A 22,382-nucleotide genomic window follows, 5' to 3' on the forward strand; every position below is an offset into this window, starting at 1 on the left:
ACCCAGATGCGCGACAATGCGGCCGCCGCCCTGGCCGCTGCGACCGATCGACAACGACGAGCCGCGCAAGCCGCCGAGAACTATGGCATGGCCGACCGCGGGGTCCGCGCTATCGCGGAGATGCTGGGCGAACCGCATCATCGCGCGACGACCTCTCCCCCGGCGGCGCAACCCGGCGCACCCGTCGTCTGGCCCGGCGCGGACGGACAACCGGACTTCATCGCGCAGACGCAGCCCCGGCAACACGATCTCACCGAGCCAGGTCCCGGCGAGTCGGCGTCGCCTGATCGAACCCCCGACGACCGCGCAGCGCAGCCCGGATCGGAACACCCACGGGGAGACCATGTCGAGGAACCCCGCGGCTCCGAGGAAACCGCACCGCGGCGCTACGTCGAGCAGAACCTGACGGTGGAGGATCTGGGTGCGGTCGCGGCAGCGAGCGATCAGGGCAGCCACGCGCACAACGAGGACGCCTTTGCCCTGATCCGCGTGAATGTCGGTGGCGAAGAGGCCACCGCACTGATCGTGAACGACGGTCTCTCCCGGCCGAAGGGCGGTCACCGCGCGTCCGCAGCCGCCAAGGCCGCCGCCCACGATTTCGTGGTGGCGGCGCTGCTGCGGGCCGACCGCGACGGCCGGATCGATCCGGTGGCCGTAGTCGAGGGTGCCGTGGCCGCCGCCCAGGAGGCGGTACTCGCCTTGCTCCCGGAGTCTCCCATAGACGGGCCGCCCGCCACCACGATCGTGGTCGCGTTGATGGAGTCGGGACGGCTCACCGTCGACTGGGTGGGTGACAGCCGCGCGTACTGGATTCCGCTGGACGGCGGCCCGCCGATTCAGCTGACCAGGGACGACTCGAAGGTCCAGGATGTGCTGGACGTCTTCGACGACACCACTCGTGAAGAAGCCGAACACTCGGCGATCGGCGGCCCGGGTCTCACCCACAACCTGGGCCGCTCCCTGGACGGGCTGAAACCGCGCGAGAAGGCCCGAGACATACGCGGCGACGGTGTCGTCCTGGCGCTGACAGACGGCGTGTGGGAACCGATCAGCCCCGACGACCCCGAACCCGTCGCGGCCATCGTCCGGCGGTCGCTCGCCGAGTCCCCGGGCGATCTCGGCGCCGTCACGCGCGCACTGGTACGGGCAGGCATCGAAGCGGGCACAACCGACGATGTCACCGCCGCGGCGGGATTCCTGTCGGCCGCGAACATCGACACCTCCGCGAATACGGCGACGGACAACGACGGGCCAGCGACCCCGGCCGATCGCGGCGCTGACCCCGTCGCGATCGACCTCGATCCGGACGAAGCCGATCCCACGCCGGTCGGGTCACGACAACCCGAAACCGCCTCGCCGCCCCGCAGATCGGACACCGTCGCTATCGATCTCGGCGACCCCGACGAACCTGCGGCCGTCACAGCCCAACCGTCGCGCGCCGCTGGACCGGCGGAGCAATCAGCGCAGGGCACCGCGACGCCCGGCGCCACCCCGTGGGCTCGACCCGCACGGAGCGAGACACCACCGGGAACCGCAGCACTCGATGTGAGCGTTTCACGGCCCGGTTCTCTACTGCGTCGAGTGCAGGAGGCGGAGCTGGCCCGGTACCTCTACGGTCGGCCGGAGGTCAAGGCTGCGGCGGTCGCGGTGTTGGACCGGCTGGAGACAGTGATCAAGGGCCTGTTCCAGGACGTGCTCGAGGATCTGTCCGCGACGGAGCGGGACGAGCGGATCCGAGCGGTTTTCGACGCGTCCGCGCGGCCGCGGTGGGGCGGCATGGTGTTGCCGTCGGTGCCGATGGACGAGCTGAAGCGCGAAGGAAACCTGCGCGAACTGATGTCGGCCATGCTCAACGCCATGATTCGCAACGCCGAGCTGGGAGTAGCAGGCGTGGGTCTGACGTTGGACCAGGGCATCGCCCGGTACATGAATCAGACGCAGGAGTGGCGACGGAGCAAAGCGGACGAACTGGGGCTGGACTTCGACGCGCTGGAGGCGGTTCGCGCGGCTGTTTTCGAGGACAAGCAGCCCGGAGAACCGGTCACCTGGAAAGACCTCAATCCGGTCAAGTACGTGCGGAGACACGACGAGGCGGCCGATCGGGCCTACGCGGAGTACGAGCGGCGACAGGCGGCATTCCCCGAACGGAAGTCGGAAGTGCCACATCTCATTCCCACTTCCCGGGATGCCGCCGCGCTGGGCATGCCGCTGTCGGTGCGCGAATTCGCCGCACTGCCAGAGCGGAGAGTGCTGCGGATCAGCAAACTCGACCTCGAGGGCAGCGCCGCAATCCCCCGTCTCGACGACGGGCGCGTCGATACCTCCCGGTTGGAAGCCCAGCTGCGAGAACACGACGACTCTGTCGCCTACGTCGCGCCCACCTACTTGCTCGACCCGCGCGGACATCGAATCCTCGATGAAGAGGGATGCCGCCTCGCATCGATCAGCGTCTACCACGATGAGGGCACTGTCGGTGCCGAGGAAGCCTTCGCCCTCGACCACTCCGAACGGGTCATTCAGCTCCCGTGGCGACCGGGTTACGTCTACGTCGACCCCGACGAGAGCAACGACGACATCCGCAGGCTGGCCGAGCAGGAAATCCCCTCGAACGCCGGCATTTCCGGCACCGCCACCCGGATGCTCGCCCGTTTCGACTGGCTGCGCCCGCCGGGCGTCTCCCGGCACGATTTCATCGCTGCGTTGATCGCCTTCATGCTTCCCCACCAGCACACGGTGTACGAGTTCGTGCGGGGCTTGGAGATGGCGGGCGTGCGGATGGGCGACGACTCGGAGTCGATGTACCGCACGATCATCGAACAGTTCGGCCCCGGGCAGCTGCCCGACCGGCCACAGCATGTCGAGCCGCGTGATACAAAACGGCGGCCCGCACGGACACCGTGGCAGCAATCCGGAGTTCCATCCGCTGCTCGGCCCGATCCCGCCGCTTCGGAGCCTCGAGCAGACGGCCGGACACCCTGGACCCGCGCCCGCCGCCAACTCCCCGAGTCCCCCCACCGCGAATTTCCGGACCGATTCCGGGGGCGACCCGACGACCGAACTGCGGCCGGAAGCACAGACTCGAGCAGACCTGCCCGACAATCCAGCCCAGATACGGACACGTCAGCCCGCGCAGCCGCGGCCCCCAGGGCCGGTCGCGGCCGGGATCTGCTTCATCGGTTGGACTATCGGATGGCAAAGTCCGAGATCGTCGATCCGCCGAGGAGCGAGGACGATCCGATTGAAGATCCGGCCATGGTGCACATCGTGCGAGCGCAGGGATTCGACTCTCTGCCGATGCATGCCACGCCCGAGGAAATCGATGCCCTTGTTGCTGCCGGTGATCACGAGTTGTTCCGCGGCGTCCGCGACCCACGTTATGCCGAAGAGCTCAGGTCGGGTCGATATTTAACGGGTGTCCCCGGAAGTTCGTCCTTCGGCATCGGAATCTATGCGAGCACCGACAGCGAAGTCGCGCTCGGCTATTCCGACGACCGATCCGACGGTGTCATCCGGATGGCGCTGCCGCGGAGTGCACGAACGATCGACTTCTCCCGGCTGCAAGAGGAGATGGATGCGGAAATTGCTGCCCTCGACGACGAAGAGCAGACGCTGGCCGCCCGCGAACAGAATTCCGCAGTGCGCGCCCGGCGCAGAGATCTCGCCGTCAAGCGTGAAATCCTCTCGGATGCAGGCCGGTACGCGGCCGTCCGCGGCTACGACGCCTATTACGTGCGCGAGGAAGGCGCCGCCGACGTCTGGGTCATTCTGAACCGGTCGGCAGTGGTCGTCGCAGCAGAGCCGACAGCGCAGTCCGATACCCCCGCTGTGAAGCCGGCCCCGTCCGGTACCCGCATCGACCCCGTCGCCCTCGACCTCGGCGATGGCACCGAGTCCGAGCATCCCGCACCCGCGCAGCCGAACACGCACGAACCCCGTGAGCTTTCGCCCAATGCACGCCGAGCATTGGAGCGGGCAGAGGACGAAGCCGCCGAAGTGGTTGCCGAGATGTTGCGGCAGGCAGATCGGCTCGGGGTCGATACCGCTGACCTGCACCGGAAGAACGCAGACCAGATCGCCGAGGGAATAGCGCGGCTGAAAGACATCCAGGCCCGACGACTGAATGCTGTGCTACGCCGGCGCGTCCTCGATCACCTGGCGGTCAAGGTACTCCTCGACGACGAGGCCCTCCCCGCGATCAACGATAGATTCCAGCAGTTCAGGCCCCAGATCGAAGCCTGGCACGAGTACCTGGGCGAGGTGCGTGAGGCGTTGGCGGTGCTCGCGGCCGAAGATTTCTTGGCGGCAGCGGGTGCGCGCAGCCTCGGCAGAGGTGTAGGGCTCGTCCATGGCGAGGGCGGAACCATGCGGATCGTGGTTGCCTCACCATTGCGCGGGCAGCAGCACCTGCTCGATCTGGCGGATCCCATCCTCCGGGAGATGGCAGCCCGAGACCAGATTCCCATCGATCACTGGCGCGTGCAGGTCGGCACGGATGGCCGGGTTACCGTCGGGACGGTGTCCGGAGTCCATGAGGAACCGGAATCAGCGCTGAAGTTCTACGACGATCCCGACGCAATCGCGTGGATGAAAGACCTCGTCGACAAGCGGTCCTTCGCTGACAAAGTGGCTGAGGCAGAAGCCTCCGGTGTGCGCGGACGCAAGACCCTCAAGGGCGACTCGGGCGATACGACAATGTCGGAGCGGGTGGTGCTGATCACCTACCGCAACGGTTTCCGCGCAATCGAGAAGACGGTCCGCGACCTCGATCAGGCGGATGCCGAGGAGCTGGGCAGCCTGATATCCAGAATTATCGGGGTGCCTGCCCCGCCGATGCTGCGGCGTGACAAACGCGGTCTCGTCCTGCTGATGGAATATGCGTCGGAAGTTGTCGATAATCCGGCAGACAGCTCCTCCATGGCTCGTTTCAGGCACACACCGGTCTGGCGGCGACTGGTACTGGCCGAACGACTGCTACGAACGTGGGACCGATTCGAAGGCGCAAACCTGGGGGTCGACCACGGTGTTCGGCTGATTCCGATCGATTTCAGCAATTCGTTTCTCGAGCCGCACCTCGACCCCTCGATGGCAAGGCTGCTGGCGGGCGATCTGGAATTTCCACCGGCCGAGCTCGAATCGATCCGAGAAGGCATCGACGACGCGGACTCCGTATTCGAGTCCATGAACCGGCGGCAAACGTGGTACGAGGACGTTGTCCGCATCTTCAGAGAGTTCCTGGCCTCCAGAGGCACTTCGGAACCGCCACGCACCACGCTGGCCGACACCCTTGACCTGCTCGTGCGACTCCGCGATGACCTGGCGTACCGATTCGGGGTCGGCCCCGAACAGGAAGACCCACGCGCGTGGCGTGCCGTAGTCGCAGAACTGCGACGGACATTCTCCAACCGACGCGACGAATCCATGCTCGCCTACGTCGACACCCTGGACGGACTGATCAAGCTCCTTCTGGACGGGCAGCTGCTACAGGTCGGGGCCGACGAACTCGACGACGACGTCTGGCCGGGCCTGATCGACGCGTACCTGGACGGCCTGTCGGTGCGAATCGCCGATTTATCCGACGGCGCACACTTCCCGATGCCGAACGGTGAATCCGATGCCGAGTGGCAGGCACGCTTCGACCGCGAGATGGCGCGGACCGTCGAGCAACTTTCGCCCGGCGCACCGGGCGAACAGTCACGACCGGCCGACCCCGTCGCGATCGACCTCGGCGACAGCGAGCACGAACCCGAACCACCGATCGACAACGCCGAGTCTCCTGACCCGTCGGCCGCGCGGACGAGTAGGACGGCAACCGAGATCGTGGCCGCTCTGGAGCACGCAGACTGGCTGCCGATGGAGATCAGGGCCGCTGTAGGTGACAACCGGCGAGCGTTGACCCGGCGTGTCGACAGACTCCCCGATCTGCAGCGAGAATGCCTGCGCCAGAAGCTCGTCGAGGAGCACACGACCGCTGCGGCGGCCAGCCTTCTGGGCAAGAGCCGCGGGGCCGTCACCATGGCCTACCGCCGCGCCATGGCGAGCTTGTCCGAGCTGCTGCCGCCCGGTTCGCGGGCTTGGCTGCAGGCTCCGCAGAAGACAGCGCAGAGTCAGGCGGCCGAGCAGGACAAGACCGCCGACGCGACCGCACCGCCCGTGATCTCCGAAGAAGACGCGGCGCTCGACGACGAAATACGTGAGCTGGAGCGCGCGCTCGGCATCGAGACCGATGCCGAGCGCACACTCGAGCTGACGTTGTATATGGACGACAAATTCCGGAACGTCGCCATCGCGGCGAGTGTGTCTCGGCCCGAGTTGCTTTTCGGACGTAAGGAGTGGCTGAGCTGGCTGGAAGCTCGCCACTACGCCGAACAGCATCTCGGCGATGAGCTCAGCGTGGAGTTCATCCTGAAATTGCACGAGCTGCTCGGGCGGCGGATGGCACCCGAGCGGACGGCCGCGGACGTCGCAGCGATGTGCGAATGGTTCAACGCCGCAGTGAGCAACCCCGACAAGGATCCCTACGAAGTAGCCACAGACCTCGAGCTGTGGAGCGCTTCCGGGCGTCACGGGAGGGGCGACTATCACCGTCCGCTGTCGAGGATCCTGCTGAATTGGGCGCTCGAAAAGCAAGGGAAGCACCCCAGCGCCATTCCGGAGTTCGACGAAGATCTCCGCACCATGCGGGACGACCGAGTGGACACGGTCAAGGCGGGAAGCCTGCGGTACCGACTGCTCGAAGCCCAGGTGGAACAATCCGCGGGTATCGCGGATCCGGTGGCACTGCTCGGTCTCACCGGTGCGCGAGAGCGCTACCGCCGCATGGGTGGAAGGCCCGCGCCGTTCGTGCCGGGAGAAGAGCACGATGCCCTCGCCTGCAAGCGACTGCTGGCCACGCTGCTGTCGGACGCACCGCTGCCCGAAACCGACGAGCAGGTACTGGCGATCGTCGACCGATCGCTGCGTGACGCGCCGAACAGGGACGGCGACACAGCGCACCAACCGGATAGCACCCCGCACGAACCCGCGAAGCAAACATCATCCGGTGAACGCATCGACCCCGTCGCCATCGACCTCGGCGCGGATGACAATCGAGCGCCAGGCCGACAGCAACACCACCCACCGGGCTCCGACCCCGGCCGCGACCGATTCGAAATATCTCCGGAAGAAGCCGAGGCGCTGTTCGAACAGGTCCGGGGTCGCGAACCCGATTTCTCCGGGACCGTCAATCGGCTGTATCTGGTGGACACCAGTGCGGGCCCGGCTGTGGTCAGATCCAGGAAGGATCAACCTACCGAATCCTTCTTGAAGAAATGGATGCCGGAGAACGCGGCTATAGCGTACGCACGCGAGTGTGGCGTGCGAACTCCCAAAATTCTCTACGCCGGGGTGGGCCGCACTGTCGGCGAGGAGTTCACGATCATGCAGTATGTTCCCGGTGAAACGCGGCCATGGGGCGATCCCGAGCTGATGAATTGGCTACCCGACCTCTTGGATCAAGTGCAGTTGATGCAATCGCACCCTGCGCCACCTGGGCTGGAAATGGACATTCCAACGTGGCAGCAGCAGATGATCCAGCATGCCGACGACAGGTACCACAGCCTGTCACCGCACGTATTGTCGAGGCTGCGAGAACTCGGAATCGGGCCATTGTCGGAGTACGTTCAGCCCGATCACAGTCGGTCGGGTGAACCAGCTGTCTTTGCCCACAACGACCTATATCCGCTCAACCTTCGGCTCGACAACAAACGGAAATTGTGGATTTTGGACTGGGAAACCGCCGGTCCCAGCGATCCGATCTACAACGCATCGTTCTTCGTTACGCGCCTCGGTCTGCGGGTAGACGAGGAGACCCGTGCTCGGGTGGCTGCGATGTGGTTCGATCGAATGCCCCTCGTGAATCCGGCCGTTGATACCGATGCAGTCCTTCGCATGTACCGCGCCATGGGAGACTGGCGGGAGATTGTCCGCAAGTCGGTGCATAGCGCTGTCGCGGACCCGAGCAGTCTCGAGAAGTCGATCGACTGGTACCACAAGCGGTTGTCTCGACACTCCGATCCTTGGCCTGATGTCTCGCGAGACGAATTGCGCGCTCTGCTCCTCAGATGGAGCGGATCCGAGCAAACGACTGCCTCGTCCCCGGGGCCGAGCCGGTCCACATACGACACAGTGCCACTGCCCGAAACCCTGCTCGAGCCCGCGGACGACGTCGAACTGGTGTGGCCTGAGGTGGATTCGCGCGGCTGGTTCGTGGTGCCCGGGACGGGGCCCGACAAGCAGCCTTATCACACCAGCGACCCCGAAAACGGCGATCCTTTCATCCTGCTGGCCCACGGAAAGTTCGTCACCGCCGACACCTCGCACGAGGATCTGCTCAGCGCACTCCTCGCGCAGGGCGTATCGCTGGACGAGATCAGTGGTTTCGGATGGTGGCGGATCAGCGGCCGGGTGAAGGGCCTCGACGCGTTCAGCCAAGGTTTCGAGGAATGGAACGGGGATCCGATGAACCCCGCGCAGATCCTCGACGCCTTGGAGAACAGCGGAGCCGATCTCAGCGTGTGTGAATTCGACGCACAGTTCGGTTCCGAGCACCAGGGACTGATGTGGCGAGGCGCGGCAGCCGAGATGCCTGTCGGACAGATACTCAGCCACGAAGGCGACGCATACAAGCTGCTGTCCGGTTACTCGTCCGCCGACGACGGCGCGGGTAACCGCGTGATCTTTTGGACCGACCTTGTCGCCTGGGAAGCGACCGCCGAGGGCCAGTCGTTCACCATCCGGGTCAACGCGGCCCGAAGTGAACCTGCCGAGGGCACGATCACCGTGCGCGCCGACGGTGGCTCTGTCGAAGCGCATTACACCGCCGTCCGGTTCGGACAGGATCGAACGCGAGCATCTCTCGCGTGGTCGGCCGTACACGACCAACTCACCTCCTGGCTCACCGATTCCGGCGCGTCTTGGGCGATGGGCAGCGAAACGGCGCCGACCGAGGACATTTCCGTCGCGGCCGACCGACCGACGACAGTGGCGCAGTCGGCCCAACGATCCGAGCGAATCATTCGTGCCGAGCCCGAGGGCCGATACAGCCCGAACGCGGCGTCGGAAGCCGCGTCCTGGCTGGCCGAACAGCTCGACGGCTGGCCCGCCGAACAAGTGAACCTCGCCGGCGCCGAACTCACGGCCATGGTGACCGACGCCGCCGAACACCGCCGCGGCCGAGTCCACCTCATGGCGGAGACAACCGATGACCGGCTGCGCGTGACGCTGCTCGACACGCACGCCGCCTCGATGCCCCGGAACGCACGAGGCGGTATCCCGACCCGCTCCGGTCTCGCTGTCCTACCCGGACGGGCTGCGGCAGTGGATGATTCGATGCCGATACGCTCCGGCGTCGAGCTGTTCAAACGCCATGAGGACGGCTGGCACCAAGCCGTATGGTTCGAACTGCGCAAGCCTCACCCGGACCAGAACACAGGGCTGGCCGAGGCACTGCAATCGGCGGACGGAACTCTCGGCCCAATCCCGGGAATCACCCAGGCGGGACGGCCAGGCCGCAAACCCGTTACGCCGCAGCCACGGACCGGAGCCGAGAACCTCAGCTCAGCGGAATCCGACAGCCTTTCCGGCCCGGAACAGAACCGGTCCGCACCGACGAACAACCGGCCGGTCGGCAACCGCATCGACCCAGTCGCAATCGACCTGCTCCCCGAGCCACAGCCGAACGACCCGGCGGGCGACGGGCATCGAGCCGACGCGAATGCACTCCGAGCGAGGCTGGAGTGGTTCCGGAGGAATGCCGTCGAAGGCGATGCGGCCCTCGCGCGCATCCGGAACGGCATGGGCCGGGCGCATTTGGCACATGACCCGACGGGAAATCGCGCGGACGAGATCATCGACGCGTTCCGGGAATACACCAAATTCGCCGGGCCCAACATGCCACTACGCGCAATGGGCCGAAACCTTACTCCGCATCAGCGAATCGAACTAGCACGACGGGAGGTGACTCGGGAGGAGGTCCTCGCGGCCGGAGCAAGCCTCGGCTGGCCGGAAGCTCGGTTCCGAGAAGAAGCCGACATCATTGCCGCCCAGATCAACCGGATGGACTGGGCATTCCGGAACGCCCTTCCATCCACCGGACCGGTCACGATGATTCGAAAGCTGGACGATCTCGTGCGGGTCTTCGGTCGCACCGACAACTTGCTCGGTCACCGATCGACCGACTCCGGTTACACGTCGCTTTCACTGTCGGATGAGGTGTTCGCGGACCAGGATGTCGAGGTCGTCGTCTACGCGGATGCCGGATCAGCGCTGATCGCCGTGGAGTCGGTTTCGGCAATGGACACCGCGGACGAGAGTGAGTACCGCGAACGAGAAATCATCGCCCCACGGGGATCGACTCTCGTATTGCTCACCGAGCCGACCGAAGTCGACGGCAAAATAAGACTCGAAGCCGAACTCGTCACCGGGTTCCATAAGGATGCGCCCCAACCACGCCCGTATCCGACGGAATTCCCGCCCGCCACAGTCGAACCAACTCCCGACTCCCGCTGGGCCTTCGGCACCGCCGAGGGCGCGGACGGATCCACGCTTCCAGCTGATCCACACCCCACCCGACCGGAGAACGAACACGCGGCGCGGGCAATCGCCGCACTGCGCCATCAGATCGGGGAGCACGCGACACTGTGGTCGCTGTTCGAGCGCGTCGACCCCGATGAGGTAGTGGATGCCGCCCGAGCACGCGCCAGAAGGAATGCGCGCTGGTGGTTCTCGCTGTCCACCGAACAGCAGGCGGGGATGGTGGCGGTACACCCCGCCCTGATCGGCAATACCGACGGCCTCCCGTACACCGTGCGCGATTACGCCAATCGCCGGTCGATCACCCGGCAGCTCACACAGCTGCGCCGGATCATCGGGCACCGCGGACTCACCGCCGCGGAGAAGGCGCATCTGCTCAACCTGGAGACCACCCGGGATCAACTGGCCGAAATCGAACGCCGCGTCGAGGACTTCGGGTCGCCGCCGGTACAACTCCTCGCCTACGACGCCGAGAAGTACGACGGCAACGGCCGGATCTCCGTCTCCATCGGAGACGCCGACGAAGCGACGAACGTCACCCGCCATGTCGGCGGCTTCGGGACCACGCTGCGGTCACTGCTGTACCGATACGGGTTCGCGGGCGCGCAATACGAGATGACCTCACGGTACGCACCCGAAGAGACCGTGGCGGCCATCATCGATATCGGCTACGAACACCCGATCAAGCTGCTGAAGGGAACGACGCCGGTTATCCCGTTCGATCCCGCCTATCACCGGTTCGCTGAAGTCGGTGGCTATGTCATAGCGCGAGATACTGTGTCCTACAACAGCACTCGCGAAGCATTGGCCGAGCATCGGGGCACCGCGCTGCCGCGGCTGCACACTCTCCTCGGACACAGCTACGGCTCCACGACCGTGTGCTATGCGGGCCGGGACGCTCGGCTGGCCGGCGAAATCGACCAGGTGGTTCTGACGGCATCCCCGGGCGCGGGCCCGATGACTGGGGCTACCGACTTCGGTATCGGGGCCGAGAACGTCTACGTGCTGACGGCGACCCGTGATCCCATCGCCTGGCTCGGCGCCACCGCTCCCGACCGGCGCGGCCGATTCCTCAACCGCGGTCTGGGACCGGATCCGGCCGGCGAGTCCTGGGGAGCGGTGCGGGTCACCGCGGAGCCACCGAAGACACCAGAGTTCCGCAAGCGCATGCAGGTCCATCAGGGTTACAACTCGTATGCCGATATCGAGGCCCGGGTGCCGACCGAGTCGCTGGACAATATCGGCCTGATCACCGCGGGTCGTGGCGCCGAGGCCACCCGCGCCGAACATCGACCGGCCCGAGGGGGCCGCGGTCCGGCGCTTCATGTCACCGATCCGGAACGCAGGCGGGCCGCCCGCACCCGCGCACTGAACGATGGCTTCGCTCCGGCGGAGGCCGCCGAAATCGAGCAGCTCATCGCTGAACTGCTGACCTTCCGCGACAAGGACGGCAATCGTCCGTTCGCCTACCTCGAGAACATGCCGATTCCCAACGCCGCCGAACCGTCCGGGCCGGATTGGGTCGCCAACCGCGGGCAGTGGCTCCGGGCGCTGCGCAAGGGCGACCGCGCCGCGCTGCGAGGCGTAGAACTCACCGCCAAAGATGCCTTCGAACTGAAGCGCTTGCTGCGACGCTCCCCCATCTACCTGACACTCGCGCTGGTCGTCGCAACCGGTTTGAAAGCCGAACAGCTACTGGGTATTTCCGACCACGGCCCGCTGTTGTTCAAACAGCAGAAGCGAATACAGGGGAACGAGACGATCACCGTCTGGAAGTTCCGGACCATGCCGGAGGACGAGCCGGAAGGACCCACCAGCAGCGCCGCCGTCGATCGGGCCATGCCGTTCCAGCGGTACCTGCGTGACACATCGCTCGATGAACTGCCGCAACTGCTGTCGATCGCGACGGGAACCATGTCGTACCTGGCGGGCAGACCGATGCTCGACGGCGATCGTGTCCAGATGCGGAAAGTGCTCACACCCGAGGAATACGAGTTCTGGGAGCAGCACCGCAAGAACGACCTGTGGTCGGCGCTGCACTTCCCCGGCTGCCGCGGTTTCGACCGCGAGTCGCCGGAGTATCTGCGCACCAGATATCTCGCGGCCCGACTCTATTCGATGATCGGAAGCCGGTCGGTCGACGAGTACATGCTCGAGGTGATCGACCAGTACCTGCTCGGCATAGTTGGCAGCCAGGGCCGAGTACTGATCCAGAAGCTCGCCGCCCACCTTCATGGCCGTTTCCTCTCCAGCCCCGGTGCGAGTACGGAGACGACCGATGTCGCAGCGCAACCGTCGCCCGACGCCGAACCCACGCAATCCCCCGATGGTGACACCGATCGACCGGCCGTGGACAGCGGCGCGGCGCAACCGTCACCCACCCCGACGGAGCCCGCGCCCGACGACCCGCTGCTCGAGCGGATCCGCGGCATCAACCCACTGCGCAACCGGGACATCAGCGCCGAGTGCACCATCGCCGCCGACCTCCGGCTCAGCGGCCGACCCGACATCGTCGCCGAACCGTCGGAAACAGGACGAGGACCCGGTGACGACAGCCGATCCCACGTCCGGTTCATCCAGGCCCACTACGACACGACGTTCCAGCACGTCGAGAGCTGGACCGACCTCGAACAGCAACTCCTCGACGCCGGCCACCTGGCACGCGGCATCATCGCCTACCGCCGCCGCCCCTTCGGGAGTTCATCAGGCCACACCGTGAACGTCGTCAACGACCACGACACCATCCGGTACCTCGATGGCCAGACCGGCCGAGACGTCACCGAGAACATCCACGCACTGATCGGCCGGTTCACAAACCCCGAACACCAACGCCTCCACGGTTATCCCCTGGTGGAGATCGACGCCCACTTCCTCCGCACCGACGGCCACTACACCGGATCCCGACCCGGCGCACCGGGTGTGGCGAAGCCCGTCCCCGGCCCGCCCACCGTCAACGAACCCGCCCGTGAGCCCGGGGGCTCCGACCAGGCCCCGCACAGTTCGCCCGAATCCGGAATATCCTCGAGCACGTCGAGCACCCCTGACAACACAAAGACCCCCGGCAACAGCGTCGACCCCGTCGCGATCGACCTCGGTCCCTACGACGACGACTCCGCGGGCCGCGATGTCGTCGTTCCCGGGCACGCCACCGGTACCCCGGCGGGGGTTGCCGAGCTGGTGGGCGAGGATCTGTCATTTCGCGGCGATGTCGCCGAACAGCTTTTCGCACAGCACATCCCGGAGGGCGAGCCGCCGGAGAAGACGACGCGGGCCGCCTGGGAGCGGGATGTCCGCCGGGCGGTGCGCGGTGCGGAGGCGAGGCTCGCGGGCCTACGCCCCGGCCCGGGGACGGAATCGGGATCGGGCTTGCTCGGCCTGCCGCCGTTGTCCGAGATGTTCTGGTCACGAGAAGATCCGGCGGACGACGGCGCGCAGTCTGTCGGCCTGCACAGCCCGCCGATACTCGACGGCCTCGTTCGGGACAGCGCACCGGCGGGATCGCATGAGAATCACACCGCATTCGGCCCACCCGCCTGGGTGTACGCGGCATTCGCCGTCCGCAATCCCTGGCCGCCCGAAGTACGGCCGCAGGTGCTCAACTGGTGCATGCAGCAGATTCGGCAACGGCACTACAGCGCCGGGGAAGCCGACTTCCATCGCTACCTTGCGGTCGAAGCACGAATCGCGGCCATCCGCCAGGCACTCCAGGTGCCCACGGACATCGCTACCGACCCGGGCCGGTACACCGATCTGGTGTCGGCGTTTTCCACGAACCTCACCTTCGTGCGCCGCGAAGCGGCCATCGGCCGGGCTCTCTTGAATCGTGGGAAGCTCAGCGCCGGGTCCCAGTACGTGGCCGGCCTGCGTCCGGAAACGGAACATCGACCGGTACCCGAGGACGAAGGTCAGCGTGTGCTCGAAGCCTTCACGAGGCACCTGTCCCGGGGACGGCCGTCGAACCTCGACGCCTATATGACACCGGCACTCGATGAGCCGCTCCCACCGCGTCTCGGGTCTTCGATTCGAAGATTGCTGGAGAACCGACGGCAGGTCGAGTTGAGCATCGCTATCCGGCCTCCGGCGACACAGACACAGCGCAGAACACACAGACTGAACGTGACTGGCGCCGCCTACGAGCCGGACCCCGCCCGCGAGGGGGCGGTACGCCTCCGCATGCACGCCGCCGTGATGATCGATTGCGCCGAATTCGGCGATGTAGAACTAATTTTCGAGCTCGATGCCTCCGGAATCGTCACGGCTTACGTCGAGCCCGGCCCGGCCGGCGACTTCCTACCGGAGTATCGGTCCGCTCGGGGCGGCACAGGACGGGGGTCGTTCCTCGACTTGGTTCGGCACTTCGTGCGCGGCATCGGCGCCGATGTGCTGCAGGTGAAGGTGGCCGACAACGCGGGCGCCGCGGAACTGCACGGTCGCGACCTGCTGTCGCGCGCGGGCCTCGCACCGGTCGAGAACGCGCCGCAGTGGCTGAGCGAACGCTGTGCACCACCGGCGGTCGCGGCCGACCCCGTCCCTTCGGGCCTGGATCGACGACTCACTCGTGAGCAGGTGCTCGGGTTGATGGAACAGGTCCGCGTGACCTCGCCGCACGAATCCGAAAACCAATGCGGTGTCTGGCATCTGTCGCTGCCCGCCGGACCGGGCGCGACCTCGGTACCGATGGTGACGGTCCGGGTGTACCTGGACGAGGCGGAGCGTTTGGGCTTCGATCTGGACTCGCTGGCCGCGCCGGCGGCGGAAGCGTCGGACCTGTTCCACCAGGCCGGGGTGCGGGGCCCGCGGCTGCTCTATGACTCCGAATCGTCGTCGCTGGCATTCGATTTCAAGACCCGCGTAACGATTCACGAGCACATCGCGGGCGATGAAGTCCGGCCGGACGAGGGTTGGGACCGCACGACCGAGGACGTTTTCCTCGAGTTGTCTCGACTACACAGCTTGTCCTCCACTCCCCACACGAAGTATCACTGGGACCGGGAGCAAAATCGCCGGGTGCTGGACCTGGAGCACGGCGACTTCGACCACAGGCTGGACACACTGATCGGCGGCGTCCCGCTCTTCGTCTCGTTTCAGCCGAAGCTCATCAACGAGGGCAAAGAGCTGATGGGCTTCACGCACGGCAACCCGATCCGCCGCAAGATGCGGCGCGGCGCCGACGGCCGCATCGGGTTCACCGATTCGAAACTCGCGCAATACGCCCCCATCGCGTGGGATTGGGCCCGGTACTACCTCGTGAACGACTGGCTCGACGATGCCGAACGACGTGCCGTGCACTCCGAAATCCGCACGATTCTGCAATACCGATACGGAGACGATGTCGGTGACGAACTGGTTGCGGACTTCGAGCGCTACGTGCTGCTGGAGGCACGCAAGTCGATCATCGGCGACGCCTACCGGCTGCCCAAGAAGATCGCCACCGGGTTCGCGACCATCGAGGAGGTACTTCCGGACTTCTACCGGAACGTCGCCCTCGTTCGCCGCGCCGCCGGGCAGGACCCCATCTCCGAAAATGCGGTGCACGATCTGCTGGCGGAATGGGCGCTATATGAGCTGGAACTGCTGGACACGTCCGCCGCCGCGGCGACTGCCTGGGAGATTCCGCCGGCTCGCGCGACGGAACCACGCCGGTGGATGCGGCGGATGCTGCACGCGGCTGGCAGGGAGCCCGGTGCCGGTCACCACGATGTGGACGAGTCGGCGGCACTGGCCGCCGTCCAACGCTGGGACGGACCGCGACGGCTGGAGCCGGTCAGGCTGCGGTGGCTGGGCTCTTCGGACAGCGTCATGGCCGTCGTCACGGCTGCGGTCGTGGAAGGCACCCGCGTCCGCGGCGAGGTCTATTTCACCTTTTCCTGGGATGCCTCCAGCCGGATGGTCGCAAGTTGCGTCGGGGGCCTGGACGGCCAGAATGTCGAACCTCTCGTGCTCGACTTCGTTCGTGACGCGGGCGCGGACCGGCTCCTGGCGGCGTTGGTCAGCGACTGGCCAGCGGCGGCTCGGGCCGGATTCGACTTGAACAGGGAGCATCCCGGTGAGAGAGAAGCAATCCGCGAGGCCTTGTGCGACGCCATAGACGACCTCGAACAGCGCGTGCCGACCGTCCCGCCCGGCGTCGCAGAAATAGGCCGAAGGTTGCGAGCAGGTGACCTCCCTACGCTGAGGGAACTGTGGGATGCCGGGCTGGTCGACGCCGGTGTCCCGCTCGAGGAGATCCTCGCACCGTGGGCCGCGTGCATCGACATGGCCGACGCACCTACTGCCGCGGATATCGAATGGAGCCAGCCGAAAGCCCGGCCGGTCGTAGCCATCTCCACGGACCCGCCCGCACAGGAAACGTTGCTGGACAACATCGAACGCGAAGGCCGTGGCGCACTGGACTCGAAGGTTGCCGCCAGGCAGATCCTGCGGGCCCGACTCCGAGCACCCGACTACGAGGGAAACAACAAGCGGGCGTGGCGCTATCGAGACGACAACGGCAACCGGATAGTCGTGCACCAGATACTGCCGACGACCACAGGTGAAAAAGACCTCACCCGCAACCCCGATCCGTCGTATCGGAATGTCCGCTGGTTCCATCGGCTTCCGTTCGATGCACCCGATGCCGTGCAGCTTGCCGGAACTGTGACCGATGTTCCCGCACGGGTATACCGGTGGCGCGATTACTACGTGGAGGAGTATGCCGACGGACGCACCCCGGAGCCGGATGATCCGAACTGGGAGTTGAACTTGAACAAGATGTTCGAGGTGAAGCGACGTCTGCTGAATGTGCAGCTACCCCCGCATCTGCAGGTGCGCCCTGTGACCGAACACCTCCACCTCTACCTGGATCATCAGCGCCGCAACTACCGTCGCCGCGCGCCCTGGCTGGATCGGCTGTTCCGCCTCGCCCCGCATCAGGCCTGGTCGCCGGAGACCGACGACGCTATTTGGCGGCCGAGCCTCAATCACAACGACATGACGCTCAGCAACCTGCGAATCGACGACGAGAACGACACCGCGACGCTGATCGATTGGGACAATGCCGCCGTCACCCACCCGCTGTGGGATTACGTGACGATGCTGTGGTCGAACTGGCCGCCGGAGATCGCCGAACAGGTCGAGAACAAGATCAGAACCGAGGTCCGCGACCTCGAGGCCAACGGGCTGGTCGGACCGGGCGCCGAAGCGGAACTGGATCGGCTGCTGACAATGGGTTGCCTCGACTCGCTCTACGCCGATTCGCGCAATTTCGTCCAGCAGATCGCGGAGGATGCCGGCAAGGCCGACCGGCTCACCGGACGGTTCTACTCCGACTATCGACGGCTGTGCCGCCTGCGCGGATGGGAGCCGGAGTCGCCGAATGTCGTTCGCACGCTGATGCTGGAAGCAGTGAACGAGGTGTGCAGGAGGCAGGGGCTGCCGCCGCTGCCGAATGAGCCTGCGGCGCAGCCGAGCCGGCGGGCACCATCATCCACGGAACGTCCGGAGGCTGTCGCGCCCACGGCACGTCCGCATCCGGTTCTGCCGGCCGCCGAGGTCGTAGGCGACACCGAACTCCTGGCTGTCGTGAACGGTCTGCTGGATCGACGGTACGGTCCTCGCGACTACGCCGTGACACCGACCGCCGCACGGTACACCGACAACGCCGGGAATCGGTGCTTGACCGTATCAGCCACCATTGTCGCCGGGGGCACGTGGCGCGTCGGCGAATCGGGCGACATGCGTTTCCATGTCAGCCAGGGCGGAGCCGCCGAGGGCCTACCGGGCATCGATGAAGCGGGCGATATGCGTTTCCATGTTCGCCAAGACGAAAATGACCGGATCACGGTGACTTTCGACCACCTGGTGGTCGACCCGGCCTTCGCGGGCGGACACTTGGCGCAGCACTTCGTTCCGCAACTGCGCCAGTGTGTCGGCACGGATGGCCGGGTCATCGTGCCCGTCAACGGCCCCACCGGCTTCACAATTGCGGCACAGCACGGTCTTCGGCTGGATTCCGATCCGGACCATCTGGCCGAATCGCGGGAGAGCACGGCGCACCTGCTGAGCACCGACCCGCGGGAACTCATCGCCGACCCGATGCTCGACCGGTTCGACCGGCCCGCCGAGGCACGACCGACCTTCACGGAGCTGGCCGCGTATCTCGAGCCGTCATCACAGCACTGGCCGCAGGACCGCCGGTGGTGGGGCGTGCTGGACGGTGCGTCCACGGACGTTTCCGATCCACTCCCCGGTGCGGCTCCGCGACCGACAGCCCGGATGGCGTCCCTCGGTGCCGAGACCGAGGATCCCGCATTGACCGGAACCGACATCGAACTTCTCACGACGCTGTTCCGCAATCGAGCCCACTTCGCCGGGAATCATCACGGGGTGTGGATCTTCGAGCTGAACGGCCGGAAGGTTGTCATCCGGGCGTCGATCAATACGCCGAATCCCAATTTCGATCCCCGGATCGGCCTCACGTTCGGGGAATCCGCCGCGGTCCAGTTATGCCGGAAGGCCGGTGTCCGGGTACCGGCGCTGTATCACGTCGGTGCCCAGGAGTCCTATCCCGAGCATTACCTGTTCCATGAGTACCTCGACGGGGAACACCCCACACCGGATGATCCGTGGCAAGACGTCGCGGAGGCCCTGTTCCCGGCGCTCGATCGCCTGCACGCCCTGCACGCCGAGCACTGGGCCGAGGCCGAACCCGAGCAACAAGTACCCACCACCCGCGTCGAATGGGAGCAGCGACTGGTTCGCGAGGTGGCACGGATCCCCCTGGAGTTCGACACCGATGATCGGCTGCACGGCGAACTGGGTCTGCCCGGCCTGTACGAGATCTTCGCCGTGCGGCCCGCAACGGACGACGATATCCAGCTCGGTGTACTGCACGGCGATCCGACCTTCCTCAATATGAAGCTGGGCCCCGATGGGGCCGGGCTGCTCGACCTGGAACTGACCCAGCCGGGATCGCCGGTGTGGGATTACGTGGCGTTCGCGACAAGGAACCCGTGGCCTACCCCCACCGTCCGGAACAAGGTCATGAACTGGTGCCGGGCGCGGCTGCGGCGCGACCACGGCGCGGACGCTGCTGCGGACTTCGACCGATATCTGGTGCTGGAAGCATGGAAATCCGTTGCCGGAGATAGCTTCCGGTTGCCGCTGCTGATCGCCCGCGACCCGAGTTTCCTCGCCGACGCGACGGATGCGTTGCACCGCAACCTGAAGGTCGTGTTCGCGGCCGCGGGTCGACGGGCACCGGATGAGCCCCAGGTGCGTAGCCTCTTGCAGCGATGGTCTCGCCAATTCGTACGGCAACGCGAAAACCACCTCACGGCGACGGATTCGGCTGCCGACCGATCGGCAGCCGTCGAACCGGCTACCCAGGCGACGGACCCGGACACGTCCCGGCTGCCGCGCCTATCGGTGCGCGAGTTGCTGCAGCCTGCCACGATCGGACACGACAGCGCCGCAGCGGAGGCCGGCCTGTCCGAAGCCATCGCCACCCTGCGGTGTACCGACGGACCTGCCAGGCTGGAAGCTCTCGCGGCGGAATACGAGCCAGTCGATGACGCTGACCCGGGCGTGGTGAGCCGCATTCGGCTGCGCACCGTGCTGATGGACGGCACCCGCGAATACGGCGAAATCACCGTGCGTTTCGACCTCGACGAGTACGGACGAGTCACCGCACGTCCGGAACCGATCGGCGCCGACCTCGATCGCCTCGCCGCCGACTACGGCGGCCCGTACCTCCTCGGACCGGCCGAAGACCTGGCCCGGCGGATGGGCGCCGATGCGATCGAGGTCGAGGTTTCGCGCAAAGACGGCGTCCGAGCTGCGCGGTGCGGTTACAGCTGGGTCGCCGAGCCCGGCGGTCAGGCCGGGCCGAGTGCGTGGTTCGCCCGGCGGTGGGCGTACAAGGACCTCACCGATCCAGCGCTGCCGACCACCCCGATCACATTCCGCCCTGCGCTGCGCCGCCCGCAGGGCACCGATTACCTGCTCGACATCGCCGAACCGGTCCACGACGGCGGCTTGGAACTCGACGATGCGGCCCGCATGCTGATCACCGTCGTGACGAATTCCCCCGATGTCGCCGGCCATTACACGGAGGTCTGGTGCGTCACCGACGGCGGCGGAAATCCGGTGAAGGTGCGGCGCATCGTCGCCACGCCTGGAGACAAGGATCTGGCCGCCAATCCCACGCATCCGAAACTGCTCGCCGGAGACCGGCTCGTCGACCAGGTCGCCCTGGACGACGAACGCGCGGAAGGTCTGGCCCGGGAGGCAGGTGTCGACGTACCGACGACGATGGCCCACTCCGACGACTACTCGTTCCGCGAAATGGGCCCCGGCCGCGTCCCCACGACCGGTGACCCGGACTGGCCACGGACTTTGCGCGCCCTGCTCCGACAGTTGCGGCGGTTGCAGGCGGTCGAACTGCCCGACGATCTGTCGGTCCGCACCGTAGCCGACCAGGAACAGCTGTACCTGAGCATGCAGCGGATCAAGCAGGAACAATCTCATCCGTTCCTGCACAGCATGCGAGTACCGCTGCCGCACGAGATCTGGGTGCCGGGCGACACCACCTGGACGGCCGGGCTGAGCCACGGCAACGCCACCTTCCGCAACCTGTGGGTCCGGCCCGACGGCGAAGTACGCCTCGACAACTGGAATCTCACCGGCGTCCGGCACCGGTTGTGGGACTACGTCACCGTCTTCTGGAACTCATGGCCGCCGGAGGCCCTGGCCCGGGTGACGATCATGGTGGAGGACGAAATTCGCGACCAGCACGGTGAATCCGGAGTTCGGGAGTTCCGGCGGCTGCGCGCCATGGCCGCCCTCGACTCGCTGTACACCGACTCCCGATACTTCGTGCGCAAGATCAGCATCGACCCCGCCACAGCCGGCCCCCTGACACGTCGCTTCTACTCCGACTACCTCGCCCTGTGGAGCTACGCCGAGACGACCGGGCAGTGGCCGTCACGGGGGACGCGACTGACCTATCAGCAGGTCCGCGACCTCATGCTGCATGCAGCCGACCCGAGCCGGCCCCGCCCCGACCTGCCCAGCACCGGTCTCGACACCACAACGCACTCGACTCGGCGGACCACCGTCGCACCGGACCCGAATCTGTCGGAGGTGCCGGCCATACCGGATCTGCTCGCCGAACCCCCGGCCGAAAGCGAGTTGCTACCGAGATTGTCCGGCCTGCAACGGGAGTACGGCCTCGAGCTCGAGCTCCGGCTGACCCGTGTCAACTATCTGCGCACCGACGACGAGTCCATCTCCGGGATACGGATCCGCGGCGTGTTCGTCAGCCGTGGCGAGAATCCGACCGAGGCGGGCGATCTGGATCTCTCCATCGAGTTCGACGAAAACGGCTGGCTCACCGCACGATTCGACAAGCTGTGGATAGAACCGTGGCAAGCCAACACCAGAGCCGGTGACCAGGTCGTCTCCCCACTCCGCGCTTACCTCCGTCGGTCCGAGGTGGAAGATGTGACCTTCACGGTGCACGGTCGCCGCGGGGCTCGCGCCGCGATCAGGCACGACCTCGACTGGAACGGCGTCACCGATCCCGACCATCTCGCCGCAGGCATGCGGGCGCTGAGCAGCCGCATCCGTGCGGATCTCGCCTTGGAACCGGACGCTGTGATCACCCGGGAGTTGCGACAACTCCTCGACGAACTGGATTACCCACCGAACGACGCCTCACCGAACGACCGCTACCCCACCCTCGCCGAAATCGACCGCCACCTGCCGAGGGGAATGCACGCGGCCGACTTCTTGAAGGGATTCCACTGGATCGGCCACACCACACCGTGAGAGCG

1 protein-coding gene (cut by a window edge) is annotated in these 22,382 nt (G+C 66.2%); it reads left to right on the forward strand.

The genetic code is table 11. The features are described 5' to 3' along the window. Window positions 1–22,377 carry the 3' portion of a LuxR C-terminal-related transcriptional regulator gene (locus ACIA5H_RS03675; protein WP_397073701.1) on the forward strand. Its footprint begins 22,167 nt before the window's first position, so the window shows 22,377 of its 44,544 coding nt (coding positions 22,168–44,544); its start codon lies off the left edge, out of view; it ends in the stop codon at window positions 22,375–22,377. Window positions 22,378–22,382 lie beyond the last annotated feature (5 nt).

The sequence above is a fragment of the Nocardia sp. NPDC051900 genome (assembly GCF_044452545.1).
Classification (GTDB): Bacteria; Actinomycetota; Actinomycetes; order Mycobacteriales; family Mycobacteriaceae; genus Nocardia; species Nocardia sichangensis.